The following is a 15,329-nucleotide window of genomic DNA, read 5'->3' on the forward strand; positions in this document are numbered from 1 at the left end:
ATAAGATAATAATCACTAAACATCTATCTTAGTTAATGCATAATTAGTACTTATTATATGCAAAGAAGTAAGTATTGCTTGTGTGGACTAGTTTCCTATATTACCTTATAACGGCATTTCCTACATCGAAAAACGTGATCGGTGTCATCTAGTTGCTTGTCTTATAGTACCGGACAGTTTTAAAAAAGTGTTATATTTTATTCAGGTGTAGGTGACCTTTACAATTCCCGCTTAAGGCTTGCTTGCGTGGATCATTTTCCTTTGTCATCCCGTGATTTATTCCATAGTACCGGACAATTTTCACCCTATGTCATTCCCGCATAGGCACAGTAGTGTCCAGATAAAATTGGAGTATTATTAAAACCGTCATTGCGAGCGGTCGTAGACCGCGTGGCAATCCAGAAAAATAGTAAAAAATAACTAATTTTAGCATTTTTTTACTTCCTTGCTTCGTCAATTACTTCGTAATTTCCTCAGCTCAGACGGAAAAAATGATCCACGCAGGCAAAGCTTCCGCGGGAATGACCTAGAATAAAAACTATCCGATACTATTCATCACCATAGGCGGGTCCTGAAATTTGGCTTACCAAATCTTGAAATATCAAGGATATACAAATTATCTTTATTCATATGCGTTTGCAATAGGTCTATTTTCATAAATTCTTTTTGTCTGCAATACTATTTCTCCGATTTTTTTCTGCAAAATCTCTATAGGAGGTAATTCTGTCCAATATTGTGCAACGTGAATGCCGCTTGCCGACATTTCTAACAATTCTACTTGTGCGTCAGATTTTTCAGAACATAATATAATACCTATTGGAGGCTTTTCATTTTCAAAACATTCGTTCTTTTTTAGCCAATTTAAATATAGCTCCATTTGACCTTTATACTCTGCTTTAAATTTTCCTGTTTTTAACTCAATCGCTACTAATCTTTCTAGCTTTCTATTGAAAAATAATAAATCTAAATAGAAATGTTCATTATCTATAGTCATACGCTTTTGTCTTGCTACAAATGAAAAGCCGGTACCTAGTTCTAAAATAAATTGTTCAATACGCTGTAATATTGCATTTTTCATAATGTTCATCTGGAAGTTCTAAAAAATCAAGTATGTAAGGGCCTTTAAGAATTAAATCAGGCTCTAACCTAGAATCTGTTTTAAATAATGATATTACTTGCTCTTCAGATCTATTAGATAACTTCGTTCTTTCATATAACATTTTATCAATATTACTACGTAACTGTCTAACGCTCCAATTTTCTTGTATAGACATATAGGCATAAAAATCTTTCTGATTCTGTTCTTTTAGAGGTAATAACTCTATTATATGACTCCAACTTAATTGGTACGACAGTGTCGCACTAATTTGTTGTTCTTTAAAAGATTGATAAAATTGATTCATGCGAATTAGAGCTGTACGAGAAAAGCCTTGCCCATATAATGAAGAAAGACCTTTAGCCAAAGTCTTAATAACCTCCTGTCCGTATTCCGCTCTTGTACTTTTAAGAACCTCTATGCCAGTATACCGCAGATATTTTAAGATTTGGAAGTTAAATAAGCGGTGAGCCTGCGGAGCGTACAAATAGTACGTGAGCAAATGCGAATCCCAAAATTTGGCTTACCAAATCTTGAAATATCAAAGGTATATAACATTGTCATTTCAGCGTTAGCTTTAATGGCAACTCTCACTTTAGCATTATTAATAAGAACGCTAATATCATTTATTAGTTCATTAGTATTTGTTGTTATTTCACTCATGGATTTTTCTATATATTATGTTTTACTACTTTTAGTATATTTTTATAGAATTTTCAACACTAAAAGTTTTATTTTAACTTTAAAAAATAAAATTTGATTTTTTAGAATTAAGCCTATATTTTAATGTCCCCCTTCGGGGATCAAAAATCCCTCGCCTTTAGGCTAAGGGAAGATATAATGAAATTGCTTTAGCAATGAATTTATATCAAGAAATATGAGAAGTTATAGAAAGAATAGTCATAGTCAGTATGATTTAAAAGTGCATCTTATATGGATACCAAAATATAGGAAGAGACTATTGATAGGCAAAGTATCGGAAAGGACTAGAGATTTACTGAGGCAGATTTGTATGGAACATGAAGTACATATAATTTCAGGGAAAATATCATGTGATCACGTACATATGTTTATCTCATATAAGCCGCAAATATCTCTTAGCAAGTTAGTACAGTATTTAAAAGGCATTAGCTCAAGAATTTTATTGCAAGAATTTACTCATTTACGAAAACAATTTTGGGGCAATCATTTGTGGGCTAGGGGCTATATGGCAGTCAGTTCAGGTAATATAACTGATGAAATGATACAGCACTATATTGATGAACAGGAAGGTGAACCTGTGAATGATGATCGATTTCTAATCGATTCCACTTTATAACCCCTCAGCTTATAGCTGAGGGTTGTTTAGTTCGCTCCGGCGGTATTGATATGATAATAATAGATAGTGTTGCCGCTCTAGTACCAAAATCAGAGATTGAAGGCGAGATGGGCGATGCACAAATGGCTTCTCAAGCAAGATTAATGAGTCAGGCTTTACATAAACTTACTGCCTCAATTAATCGTACTAACTGTATTACTGTTTTCATCAACCAAATTAGAATGAAAATAGGTGTAATGTTTGGTAGTCCTGAAACTACAACCGGCGGTAATGCTTTAAAATTCTATGCTTCAGTTAGAATAGATATCAGAAGAATAGGTTCTATTAAGGATAAAGAAGAAGTAATAGGCAGCCAAACCAAAGTAAAAGTAGTAAAAAATAAAGTATCACCTCCATTTAAAACAGCAGATTTTGACATAATGTATGGCTCAGGTATCTCAAAAGAAGGTGAAATAATCGACCTTGGAGTGAAGCTTGACATAATAGAAAAATCCAGCTCTTGGTTTTCTTATAATAGCGTACGTATCGGTCAAGGGCGTGAAAATGTTAAACAATATTTGAAAGATAATCCACAAATCTCTAATGAAATTGAGAAGCTTGTACGAGAAAAATCATCTAAAGTCAATAATATAAATTTTGAACAAGAGGAGGAAGTAAATGATTGATTTAAGCGGTCAAACAGCATTAATTACCGGAGCTTCGGGGGGTATAGGAGGTGCTATTGCAAGGCAGCTTCATAAGCTTGGAAGTCATGTAATTATAAGCGGGAGTAATGAGGAGAAATTAAAAACTCTTGGCAATGATTTAAAAGATAATTACACTATTAAAGTCTGTAATCTTACAAATACTGAAGAATGCGGCAATTTAGTAGCTCAAATAGAAAAATTAGATATTTTAGTCTGTAATGCCGGTATTACCAAAGATACGCTAGCAATAAGAATGAAAAATGAAGATTTTGACCAAGTTATTGATATTAATTTAAAAGCAAATTTCATCTTAAATCGTGAAGCAATAAAAAAGATGATGACTAATAGATACGGACGCATCATTAACATAGCCTCAATAGTAGGAGTTTCAGGAAATCCTGGGCAAGCGAATTACTGTGCTTCTAAAGCAGGTTTAATCGGTATGACAAAGTCGCTTGCTTATGAAGTTGCAACCAGAGGAATTACAGTTAATGCAGTAGCTCCAGGTTTTATTAAATCTGATATGACTGATAAGTTAAATGATGAACAAAAAGAAGCTATAACACGAAAAATCCCAAAAGGAACATATGGTATGCCTGAAGATATAGCAAATGCGGTTGCATTCTTAGCAAGCAATCAATCGTCATATATTACTGGTCAAACCCTACATGTAAATGGTGGAATGTTAATGGTATAAAATTTTATGCTGGCATAAAACAATTTTTTGTGCTAGAAGTTCTTTTAAAACTAAAATAGCTATGAATAATAAATATTCATAATATTTTAAAATATTAAACGTATGTTTAAAATATACAAACTAATAAAAAATGATTTATGGAGTTCAAAATTATGAGTAAAGTGGATAATATCGAGCAGAAAGTTATCAAAATTATTGCTGATAATCAAGGGAAAAAAATTGAAGAAATCAGCGTGGACTCGCGATTTGCAGAAGATTTAGGAGTAGATAGCCTATCTACAGTAGAAATAATGATGGAAATAGAGAAAGAATTTGGTGTTGATGTTCCTGATGAAGAAGCAACTAAGATAAAAAAAGTAGCAGATGTTGTTAACTATATAAAAGAACATAAATCTTAATCTGTGTCAAATTAAGACCTAATAAAAAATAATTAAGGATGTTAAATCAAACCATGAATAAAAGAGTAGTTATTACTGGTCTTGGGCTGATTACCCCAATTGGGCTTAACGTTAAGTCATCTTGGGATAATATAGTCCAAGGAGTAAGCGGTATAAAAACTATTACAGCATTTGACACTTCCAAACTTGCATGCAAAATTGCAGGGCTATTAAACCATTCTGAAGAGAATGGCTTCAAACTTGAAAATTTTACGAAAACTGAAGATGTAAATAGATTGAGTAAAATGGATAAATTTATCCATTATGGCGTTGCAGCTGCAACTGAAGCAATTGAAGATAGTGGATGGTTACCAGAGGATCAAAAATCACGTGACAGAACTGGTTTAATATTAGGTTCAGGAATTGGCGGTCTTAAAATGATTGAAGATACTTCAGTAAAGCTTCATCAAGAAAATAATGGTAAAGTTAGCCCGTTCTTTATTCCAGCTTCCTTAATTAATCTTTTATCAGGTCTTGTTTCAATAAAATATGGCTTTAGTGGTCCAAACCAAGCTGCAGTAACGGCTTGCTCTACTGGAGCACATGCTATAGGCGATGCTATGCGTATGATAAAGCATGGCTATGCTGATGTTATGATCGCAGGCGGTGCGGAAGCACCGGTAACACCTGTTGGAGTTGCAGGTTTTGTAGCAGCAAGAGCCTTATGTACTAAATATAATGATGACCCTGAAAAAGCATCGAGACCTTGGGATAAGGATCGAGGTGGTTTTGTTATGGGCGAAGGAGCTGGCGTTGTAGTTTTAGAAGAATACGAACATGCTGTACGTCGTGGTGCTAAAATTTATGGTGAAGTCGTAGGATATGCCTCTACGGGTGATGCGTATCATATGACAGCTCCGCATCCTGAGGGAAGAGGAGCTTATCGAGCAATGCATGAAGCACTGCAAGATGCTGGTATAACCCCTGATGCGATTGGCTATATTAACGCACATGGTACTTCTACTGATATAGGAGATGCAATCGAATTAAATGCAGTTCAGAGATTATTTTTAGAAGCTAACCCTAAAGTTTTAATGTCTTCTACTAAATCTTCAATAGGGCATTTGCTTGGTGCTGCCGGAAGTGTTGAATTTATCTTTGGTACACTTGCAATTAGAGATCAGATTGCACCACCTACCCTAAATTTAGAAAACCCAATGGACGAAGTTAAGTTAGACTTAGTTGCACTTAAAGCTAAAGAGGCTAAAATAAACTACGTACTTTCCAATTCTTTTGGCTTTGGCGGCACTAACACTAGTTTAATAATTAAAAAGATTTAACATCATTGCAAGACGAGTCTTGTTATATGGAGCGGTTTTTTCTGTCATTGCGAGAAGGAACTGAAAGTTTCGACGAAGCAATCTCAGGAGTCACTATGTCATCTAGTTGCTTGGGAAAATGATCCACACAACAATACAGCCACGGGAGGCATTGTTGCGTGTATCAGTTTTTCCGTCATTGTGACGAAATTACGAGGTAATTGACGAAGCAAGGAAGTATAAAAAATACTAACTTATAGCATTTTTTATTATTTTTTCTGGATTGCCACGCTCATTTCATTCGCTCGCAATGACTAATTGGTACCCACGCAACAATACACTTTCGCAGGGATAACATATGAGCATCCAATGACATTAACGTATTCATAGAATCCAAAGAAACAACTTACGCTTATTATATTTATTTACTGGATCTATAATTCCCAAGCCACGATCTAACATACTCTTATGACTACTCCAATCTATTACATTAAAGATGGTAATTTAAGTTTTGCTGATAAAATAATTTTATCTGATTTAGAGCTTTATTTATACAAAGGCGATAAGATTTGTCTGATAGGTCGTAATGGCTGCGGTAAATCAAGCCTAATGAAAGTAATATCGGAAGATTATGAATTAGATAATGGAGAATTATTTAAAGACCCTGCAATCACAACCGGATATTTAAAACAAGATATTGCAATCAAACTTAATTCTAACGTCTATGATTTCATTTTAGATCAGAACAGTAAAAATGAAATAGATAAGTATGAAATAGATATAATACTAGAAAAGTTACAAATCAACGGCACAGATAACCTATCCACCTACTCAGGTGGACAGCTTAGAAGAGCCAGCCTTGCTAAAGCCTTAATATTAGAACCAGAAATATTATTGCTTGATGAGCCGACTAATCATTTAGATATTGAAACAATTGAATGGCTGGAAGGATACGTTAAATCATATAATGGTGCGATTATTTGCGTTAGTCACGATAGAACTTTTCTATCAAACGTGACTAATAAAATTTGGTGGCTTGATCGTGGACATTTACGCAAATCCGATAAAGGATTCAAATATTTTGACGAATGGCAAAATATTATTATAGAGCAAGAAGAAGCAGCCCTGCGGAAATTAAATAAAAAATTAGCTCAAGAAAATGACTGGTTAAACGCAGGTGTCACAGCTAGACGTAAGCGTAACCAGAAAAGGCTTGCTCAGCTAAAAACTTTAAGGGATATAGCAAGAGACCACGCTGCAAAGCTAGCTCGTTCAAAACAAAGAGTCCAAGCAGAGCTTGAAGAAAATATAGCTAAAAGTAAGTTTATTATCGAAGCTGATAATGTTAGTTTTAGCTATAAAAATACTAAAATTATTGATAATTTTAGCTTCCGTGTTAAAAAAGGCGAAAAGATCGGCATAATTGGAGCGAATGGCTCAGGAAAATCTACTTTTATCAAATTACTAACCAAACAACTTACTCCTGAAATCGGCAAAATTATATATGGTGGTAATTTAGATATTTCATATTTTGATCAACATCGAGAAAAACTAAACCATAATCATACTTTACAGCAAACTTTATGTCCTACTGGTGGGGATCAGGTATTTTTGCCTAATGATAAAACCATGCATGTTGCTGGTTATTTAAAGCAATTCATGTTCGACCCTAAGCTACTAAATGCTAAAACTGCTATTCTATCAGGAGGTGAGGCTAACAGACTATTACTAGCAAAAATTTTAATTAACCCTGGCAATTTGCTCATCCTAGATGAACCAACCAATGATTTAGATATGGATAGTTTAGAGATTTTACTAGACATACTTGCAGATTATTCCGGTACTTTAATAGTAGTTAGCCATGATCGTGATTTTTTAGATAGATTAGTTACACGTACTTTAGTCTTTGCTCAAGGTAAAATTCACGATTTAACAGGTGGATATGAAGATTACAAACAATATTTTACTGCAAACCCCACAACTAAAAAAACCTCAAAGCCTATAACTCCTATTTCTAGTCCTAAAGAACCACAAAACAAAAAACTATCTTACAAATATCAACGTTTGCTTGAAATATTACCACATGAAATTGAAAAATTAGAAGCTTCAATTAAAGCTTTAGAAAAGCAACTTGAGGATAGTAATTTATATTTAGCAAACCCTCAAAAATATAATCAAATCAGTACTCAACTAGTTAATGATAAAAAGAAACTTGATGAGTTATTAAATCAGTGGCTTACAATATAAAGTTAATTTTTGTTAATAAATACTTGACTTAAATTTTACTATTTGCTAACGTTTTTTCGCAATGAGAGCAATAGATATAAAAGGTTATTGTGAGTAATAAAGAAAATATAAGCAAGAAACAGATAGATGATCTTCAAATTTCTAATGAGATTAAATCTATACTTTCTCAAGTAAGTGCTACTAATAATCCTGCAGAATTAAGTAGATTAGCAAGTCAAATACGATCGCTAAAATCTGATAATAGTTATCTTAATAATATAATTGATGAAATTCAAAACACTATAATAAAAAAGCAAGAAACTTCTGAAATACAATCTAATTCTGAAACTTATGCAAGAGACTTAGAAAAATTACAACAGCAACTACAACAAGAAGAAATACAAAAATATAAAGCAAAAGTAACAGAACAAATTAGAGAGCTTAATACTAAACACGATAAATTTAAGGAAAATCTAGAAGAATATAAAAAATTATATACCCCACTAGAAGAAATGGTAAAAAAAGATTCTAAAGGGGATATAACAATTGATGAAAAAGTTGTAGATAAAAATATACTAACTCATCAAGAAGTAGAAGAGCGTAGACAAAAATTTGCAGGGCTTAAAGAACAAGAGAAAGGAATAAATGAAGTATTTGAGAAAGCTCAGCAAGAAAAGGAAGAGCTAGAAAAAGAAATTAACAGCTTATCGCAAATAAAAAAACAAAATTTAACCCCAGAGCAAATAAATAAACTAAAAACTAATCATGAAAAGCTAGCAGCAAATAAGGACTTATTAGAAAAAGCTCGAGAAATAAGACAAAACATAAAGAGTGATCTCGATAAATTAAAATCATCGCATGAAAAAGATCACGTACATATAAAACAATTTAAAGATGCTATAGAAAAAACGGAACGTACTAGAAGCCCTGATAAACATGAACAATTAAAGCAAAAACATATTTTACTTCATAATCAACATGACGCAATAACAAATAATAAAGAGCTGGATAAAAACGATAAAAAAACACGCCAAAATATAAAAACTCAGCACCAATGCGATAAAATAAAAGATTCTGTAACTAATTCAGAACCTAAAAAAACTATATCACAAAATGTACAACCACAAATTAATAATCAAAAAAAAATAGGTCGGGAAATATAATTCATTCATCTATAAAATAATCAATCACAAAACTAAAAAAGGAGAAAATTATGTCTAAAGAAAAAAAAACTGCCGCTGAATTATTTAAAGAATTCCAAAAAACTTATAATCCTGAAGCAAACAAAGCTTTTGTAGAACAAACACAACAACATTCCAAAAATCTAGTAGAAATGGTTACTCACCATTCAACACCACCTCATCATGGAGATTTGCATCAAGAACAAGATAATAGCGTTAAAAAATTAGGAGGTACTAAACATCACTCTAAATGTGAAATAATGTAATTATCTTTCTTCTTTATTTTCATATAACCTATCTAGAATCTACACAAATTCCAAATTCTATGCATTTTTTAAAAATGCATAGAACCTAAGTAACCCGTCATCTAATATTATTTAAAAATTTGATAAAGTTATTTAAATATATTATAATGTAGACCTTTTAAGGTATTACAAAACATTATATATGAGTAAGAAGCTTTATATTAAAACTTACGGATGTCAGATGAATGTGTATGACTCCGTTAAGATGCAGGACTTGCTATATCCTTATGGCTATGAGCCTACGGAAAATATCGAGGAAGCAGATGTTATTATTTTAAATACTTGCCATATTAGAGAAAAAGCCGCAGAAAAAACCTATTCGGAACTTGGTCGCATTAAAAAATTACAAGATGCACGAAAAAAACAAGGTTTAAATTCAGCAATAATAGTAGTAGCTGGCTGTGTTGCACAAGCTGAGGGCGAAGAAATTTTTACCAGAACTCCTTATGTTGATATCGTAGTTGGTCCTCAATCTTATTATAACTTACCTGAATTAATTTCTAAAGTTGTTAGACACGAAAAACACTTAATTGATCTTGATTTTGTTGAAGAAGCAAAATTTGACCAATTACCTGAGCAGTTATATCCGCAAGGAGCTAGTAGCTTTATATCAGTGCAAGAGGGGTGCGATAAGTTTTGTACTTTTTGCGTAGTACCTTATACTAGAGGTGCTGAATTTTCAAGAAATGTAGAGCAAGTTTATAGAGAAGCCTTAAAGGTAGTTAGCAGCGGTGCTAAAGAAATCATGCTGCTTGGACAGAATGTTAATGCCTATCACGGCAAAACATCAGACGATAAAATATTTTCTCTTGCTGATTTGATAAGGCATTTAGCAAAAATTCCAAATTTAGAGAGATTACGTTATACCACGTCACATCCGATAGATATGACAGATGATTTAATAAGCTTGCACGGCTTAGAGCCTAAATTAATGCCGTTTTTACATCTTCCAGTGCAATCAGGTTCAAATAAAATACTCAAGGCAATGAACCGCAAACATGATCGGGATTATTACTTTGACATAATTGATCGCTTAAGAAAAGCAAGACCTGATATAGTTTTATCTTCTGATTTTATTGTTGGATTTCCTGGCGAAACAGATGAAGATTTTACCGATACTTTAGATTTAGTCCGTAAAGTAAAATATGGTCAATGCTATTCATTTAAATATAGCCCACGTCCTGGTACCCCAGGGACAACAAGAAACGATCAAGTGCCTGAACATATTAAATCAGAAAGATTAACTATCTTACAGCAAGAATTATCAAATCAACAGCTAGCCTTTAATGAAAGCTGTGTAGGAAGTATTATGAAAGTTTTATTTGATCGTAATGGTAAATTTGATGATCAAATCATAGGCAAAACACCTTATATGCAGTCCGTATATATCAAAAACCCTAATAAAGATTTACTTGGTAAAATTATTGAGGTAAAAATTACTAAAGCAGCACTTAATAGTTTAAGTGGCGAAATATACCGTTAATACTTTAAAATTTAATATAATAGTTTAATTTGAAAGAGCGATAATCATTATCTGCTAATTTTTCAAATTAAACGAAGTATATGTTCCTTTTCAAATACTCCTATTCTTTATTTATTCATACTATATATTGTACTTTTTTTGTCAGGTTATTTAATTTTATATGTTAATAATATTTAATAAGTTGATCTGGGAAAGTAAATTATTAATAATATAATTATATAGGACAATTTGATTAAGGGTATAATGATGAAATTTGATTCATATAAAGAAGGTACTTTATTAGATTTAGAAAACGCTAACTTAAAAGAGCCAGATATTTCTGATTTACTTGAATCTTTAAGCAATAACCATCAAGTGACCCAATTAAAGTTAGCTGGGAAGTATATTAATGATGGAATTATACAAAATCTTACTGACATTAATTTTATAAATTGTATCTATATTACAGATAAAGGAATAGAGGCTTTAGCTAATTCGCCAAATATGCAGAATCTTACCAGCATTAATTTTCAATACTGTTACAAGATTACAAATAAAGGAATAGAGGCTTTAGCGGATTCACAAAATATACAGAACCTTAGCAGCATTAGTTTTGAGGACTGTTATAAGATTACTGATGAAGGAGTAGAAAGTTTAGTAAATTCACCAAATATGCAAAACCTTACTAGCATTAATTTAGGAGGGTGCAACATTACGGATAAAGCGTTAACGGATTTAACAAACTCTTCAAATATGCAAAATATTACCAGCATTAATTTCAGAGGAACTATTATCACGGATAAAGCGTTGATGGATTTAGCAAATTCTCTAAATATGCAAAATATTACTAATATTAATTTTAAAGATTGTAATGATATTACGAATAAAGGGATAACGGATTTAGTTAATTCTTCAAGCACAAAAAATCTTACTATTATCTCATTATCAACACTAATGTCGATTGAAGAAATAGAAGATATTGTAAAAAAATTACCTAAAATTCAAGAATTAAAGATTGCCGATGATAATGGATTAAGCGAGTTTTGTAATTATTTAATTCAGCTGAGAGATTTTGAATCTAATTCCGATTTTAATAAAGAAGAAAGAATAAAAGATATAATGTTTAGTTTTGCTCAACAAGGAAAAGATGAATATATTAAATACATATTGAATAATCAAGAAAAATATCCTTTTTTAGTTAACACCAAAGATGAATATGATCATAATTTAATGCATTTTTATACACATGACCCTGAAATGCAGAAATTATTTTTTGAAAAAGGCATGATTCCTTCTAAAGAAATAGATCCAGATAATATAATGCTTAGTATTGTGAATGACGCACAGTCAGTACATACATCAGAAGTAACAAAGCGTACAAATTTTTTTACTAATGAGTTAGTACAAGTATTTAGGGCACCGTCAAGTTAAGGGAGGTATAAATTAAGTATTGAGCAATTACAGGGAATGATTTATAGAATAGCAGTAACAATTTATCCTAGATTTTACCGCTATGCATATTACTCAAGCCCCGAATAGACATCGTTTTCCAGCAAGCATTATTAGCCATACAGTATGGTTATATCATCGCTTTAATAATAGTTACCGAGATGTTCAAGAGCAGATGGCTTATCGAGGTATTATATTAAGTCATGAGACTGTAAGGTTTTGGTGTTATAAGTTTGTAGTTTATTTTCAAGATGTTATTAGTAAGAGAGAGCGAAAGCCAACTGATAAATGGCATTTGGATGAGATGAATATCAAGATCAAAGGTGAAGTATTCATATTATGGAGAGCTGTTGACTCTGAGGGACATGAATTAGAAGTATTACTGCAGAAGCGTCGTAACAAGAAATCAGCTATTCGCTTTTTATCAAGATTATTGGGTAATTATCCATGTCCAAGGGTTATTGTGACTGATAAGCTAAAAAGCTACATTAAACCAGTTAGGTATATGTGTCCTAGGACTAAGCATCGTACCGATAAAAGACTAAATAATCGGATTGAGAATGCCCATCAGCCAACTAGGAGAAAAGAGAAGATACTGATTAAATTTAAGCATCCTAATTCAGCACAATGTACATTATCACTGATGGGAAAAGTCAGAAATATATTTGCTGTAAATGTTGGAAGATATACTAAAACAGCATCTGAGCAAAGAATTGCATTTGCGTCCGCTAAATCCATTTGGGATGAAGCTACTCAAAGACTTCTTGCTGTCTGAAATCTAAAAATATAGTACTTTGTGACACTAATTTACTTAACTTGACGGTGCCCCACCACCATATAAAAAACTTTCTGGTATATATGAAGGAATGTATTCTCGAAGGATTAATATACAACATAGATTATTCTACGAAGTTGATGAAAAAAACAAAAGAATAAAAGTACTAAAGATATGGAATCATTATTACGATAATTAAAAAAAACAGAGGAATAAATGAATAACGCAACAAAAAGAGTAGTAGTTCTGGCACTTGAGGAAATTTTATACGAGCCTATAAAGGTATTAGATCATGGTTTTATTAGAGTGATCGACTATATGGGCGATGATAGTGCTATAGTGCAAGCTGCTAGAGTTTCATATGGCAAAGGTACAAAACAGCTAAACCAAGATAAAGGGTTGATTAATTATTTGCTTCGTCACTATCATACTACGCCTTTTGAGATGTGTGATATTAAGTTTCATATTAAATTACCGATCTTTATTGCAAGACAGTGGATTAGGCATAGAACAGCCAGCGTTAACGAATATTCTGCTAGATACTCAATATTAGGTAATGAGTTTTATTTACCTGAACCACAAAATATTGCCCCGCAATCTAGTACTAATAAACAATGCCGAGAAAACGATAGCCTACCAAAAGAAGTAGCCGAAAAGGTCCTTAATATATTAGAAGAAGATGCCCGAAATTGTTATAAGCACTATACGGAATTAATGAATACCGACGAAGATGGTAATGTCATAGACGAAAATACTACCGGTATAGCTAGGGAGCTTGCTCGTATGAATTTGACATTAAATTATTATACGGAATGGTATTGGAAAATTAATTTACATAATTTGCTTCACTTCTTAAGGCTACGAGCTGATCCGCACGCTCAATATGAAATTAGAGTTTATGCCGAAAAGATGCTTGATATAGTTAAAGCTTGGGTACCTTTTACTTATGAAGCTTTTGAAGAATATCGTATGTGCGGAGCAAATATTTCCCGTACAGGTTTAGAAGTAATTAAAAAGATGATAAATGGTGAAAAAGTTATCCATGAAACTAGTGGAATGACTAAACGAGAATGGGAAGAACTAATGAAAATTCTCAAATAGTAAATATTTATTAGCTAATTCTTGATGAATAGTTAATTTTTCTTTATAATACCTCTTTTATTAAATAGGAGAGGTTTATGATGAGAAAGAAATTAGTTTTAACTTTAAGCATTTGTTCTATTATTTCTTTTAATAGCTATGCTTTTAATGAGTCACCTACTACTGATAAGGTTCAAAACACAAGCACACAAACAAATAAAATCTCTCCTATTAATATGCAAAATCTTCACAAGCTAGCAATATCATTAAAAGATGAGAGTTTTCCCAATAAAATATTAGCATATTCTGACTATTTCATAGGTAAACCTTATGATACAGAGATAGGCACAAATTTAATTATTTGGGATAAGAATAGAGATAAGAATGAGCTAATTAATCTAGAAACTTTTGACTGCTTTAGCTATATAGAAATGGTTATAGCATTAGCAGAAATAAAAGAACCAAATGCGGATTCTGTAAAATTTAAAGAGCAGCTTGCAGAAGCTTTAGCAAAAATTATGTTTCCTTCTGACGATATATCATATGTTAACAGAAATCATTTTATGGATGAATGGTTAAAGAATAATAGTAAATATCTTACAATGGAAAATGTATTTGCAAATCTTCCATATGCTAAAGTTAAAACTGCGATGATTAATAAAGCAGGTTTACTTGAAACACAAATCAATAATTACATTAAAGATAATGTATCTAAAGATGAATGCTTTTCATTTGGTGAAAAATATCATCAGATAAAATCCATCAAACCTTTTAAATCTGATATTAGTTATATAAGCTTTACTGATTTCTTAGATCATGAGCAAGAACTGACAAAGCAACTAGTAAATAAAACACAGCTAAATTCAGAAAGCTTTAGACAAGATGAATTTAAAGACGAGACTGCGGAGCGTATAAAAATACGTGAGCAAAGGCGAATGTCAAAAAATTCACTTGGATCAAGTTTTCTGAATGACGCTGTATATCTTATGGTTATGACAATGGACAACTCAAAACTATTAGAGCTAACAAAATCAGAACATAATATAGCGCACGTTGGGTTTGTATTTACCAAAAACGATAAACTTTATTTTAGACATGCAACCCCAGTAGGTCCTAAAAAAATTGTTGAAGTGTCTTTAGAAGAATATGCAACAGGTAAAAAAGAAAGTAAAATCTTTACAGGCTTTACTTTATTCAGTTTAGAGCAGAAAAATAACCCTCTTAATAAATAAAAATCAACTCGAAAAAGAGCAAGAAACATCTAAATTTTTGACCTCAGCGTACATTTTAATACTTGAGGAGGCACCGTCAAGTTAAGGGAGGTATAAATTAAGTATTGAGCAATTACAGGGAATGAT

15 protein-coding genes and 2 pseudogenes are annotated in these 15,329 nt (G+C 32.1%); 14 read left to right on the plus strand and 3 right to left on the minus strand.

What is annotated here, in order from left to right; all coding sequences use genetic code 11:
* Positions 1–622 precede the first annotated feature (622 nt).
* From BA173_RS08435 to BA173_RS08990, 3 genes are all read right to left on the minus strand, one after another.
* Positions 623–1,078: a PDDEXK nuclease domain-containing protein gene (locus BA173_RS08435; RefSeq protein WP_016948148.1), complete on the minus strand. Its 456-nt coding sequence runs from the start codon at positions 1,076–1,078 to the stop codon at positions 623–625.
* A complete protein-coding gene (locus BA173_RS08440; RefSeq protein ID WP_373554023.1) occupies positions 1,050–1,463 on the minus strand; it encodes a DUF1016 N-terminal domain-containing protein in 414 nt (137 codons plus the stop codon). Before BA173_RS08440 ends, BA173_RS08435 begins: the two co-directional genes overlap by 29 nt.
* A gap of 74 nt (positions 1,464–1,537) precedes the next feature.
* The gene (locus BA173_RS08990) at positions 1,538–1,759 is read right to left on the minus strand and encodes a DUF1016 domain-containing protein (protein WP_143548595.1); all 222 of its coding nucleotides are present in this window, start codon (positions 1,757–1,759) and stop codon (positions 1,538–1,540) included.
* Positions 1,760–1,973: 214 nt separating this feature from the next.
* Between BA173_RS08990 and tnpA the strand changes: the two genes are divergently transcribed.
* The 14 genes and pseudogenes from tnpA to BA173_RS03680 all read left to right on the plus strand — a co-directional run bounded on the left by tnpA (position 1,974) and on the right by BA173_RS03680 (position 15,203).
* The gene (tnpA, locus tag BA173_RS03615; protein ID WP_095568288.1) at positions 1,974–2,414 is read left to right on the plus strand and encodes an IS200/IS605 family transposase; all 441 of its coding nucleotides are present in this window, start codon (positions 1,974–1,976) and stop codon (positions 2,412–2,414) included.
* Positions 2,415–2,440: 26 nt separating this feature from the next.
* Positions 2,441–3,079: pseudogene (locus BA173_RS03620) on the plus strand (DNA recombination/repair protein RecA); the annotation flags it as partial.
* Positions 3,072–3,797 carry a 3-oxoacyl-ACP reductase FabG gene (gene fabG / locus BA173_RS03625; protein ID WP_016948144.1) on the plus strand — a complete coding sequence of 242 codons (726 nt, stop codon included), beginning with the start codon at positions 3,072–3,074 and terminating at the stop codon, positions 3,795–3,797. The pseudogene BA173_RS03620 and the gene fabG, both read left to right, overlap by 8 nt.
* 137 nt (positions 3,798–3,934) lie before the next feature.
* A complete protein-coding gene (gene acpP, locus BA173_RS03630) occupies positions 3,935–4,195 on the plus strand; it encodes an acyl carrier protein (protein ID WP_095568289.1) in 261 nt (86 codons plus the stop codon).
* A gap of 38 nt (positions 4,196–4,233) precedes the next feature.
* Entirely contained in the window at positions 4,234–5,514 is a 1,281-nt protein-coding gene (gene fabF / locus BA173_RS03635) for a beta-ketoacyl-ACP synthase II (protein WP_068041556.1), read from the plus strand.
* A gap of 447 nt (positions 5,515–5,961) precedes the next feature.
* Entirely contained in the window at positions 5,962–7,740 is a 1,779-nt protein-coding gene (locus BA173_RS03640) for an ABC-F family ATP-binding cassette domain-containing protein (protein ID WP_016948141.1), read from the plus strand.
* Positions 7,741–7,829: 89 nt separating this feature from the next.
* Positions 7,830–8,882 carry a hypothetical protein gene (locus BA173_RS03645; protein WP_016948140.1) on the plus strand — a complete coding sequence of 351 codons (1,053 nt, stop codon included), beginning with the start codon at positions 7,830–7,832 and terminating at the stop codon, positions 8,880–8,882.
* Positions 8,883–8,932: 50 nt separating this feature from the next.
* Positions 8,933–9,166 carry a hypothetical protein gene (locus BA173_RS03650; RefSeq protein WP_016948139.1) on the plus strand — a complete coding sequence of 78 codons (234 nt, stop codon included), beginning with the start codon at positions 8,933–8,935 and terminating at the stop codon, positions 9,164–9,166.
* A 181-nt stretch (positions 9,167–9,347) separates the two neighbouring features.
* A complete protein-coding gene (miaB, locus tag BA173_RS03655; protein ID WP_068041560.1) occupies positions 9,348–10,688 on the plus strand; it encodes a tRNA (N6-isopentenyl adenosine(37)-C2)-methylthiotransferase MiaB in 1,341 nt (446 codons plus the stop codon).
* Between the two features lie 243 nt (positions 10,689–10,931).
* Entirely contained in the window at positions 10,932–12,098 is a 1,167-nt protein-coding gene (locus BA173_RS03660; RefSeq protein ID WP_143548557.1) for a hypothetical protein, read from the plus strand.
* Positions 12,099–12,180: 82 nt separating this feature from the next.
* Positions 12,181–12,891 (plus strand): IS6 family transposase, encoded by a 711-nt coding sequence (locus BA173_RS03665; RefSeq protein ID WP_095568243.1) that lies wholly within the window; start codon positions 12,181–12,183, stop codon positions 12,889–12,891.
* A gap of 76 nt (positions 12,892–12,967) precedes the next feature.
* Positions 12,968–13,090: pseudogene (locus BA173_RS03670) on the plus strand (type II toxin-antitoxin system YoeB family toxin); the annotation flags it as partial.
* Between the two features lie 17 nt (positions 13,091–13,107).
* Positions 13,108–13,992: an FAD-dependent thymidylate synthase gene (gene thyX / locus BA173_RS03675; RefSeq protein ID WP_016948136.1), complete on the plus strand. Its 885-nt coding sequence runs from the start codon at positions 13,108–13,110 to the stop codon at positions 13,990–13,992.
* A gap of 80 nt (positions 13,993–14,072) precedes the next feature.
* Complete coding sequence (locus BA173_RS03680; protein WP_016948135.1) at positions 14,073–15,203, plus strand: N-acetylmuramoyl-L-alanine amidase-like domain-containing protein; 1,131 nt, start codon at positions 14,073–14,075, stop codon at positions 15,201–15,203.
* Positions 15,204–15,329 lie beyond the last annotated feature (126 nt).

This window comes from Rickettsia sp. MEAM1 (Bemisia tabaci) (assembly GCF_002285905.1).
GTDB lineage: Bacteria > Pseudomonadota > Alphaproteobacteria > Rickettsiales > Rickettsiaceae > Rickettsia.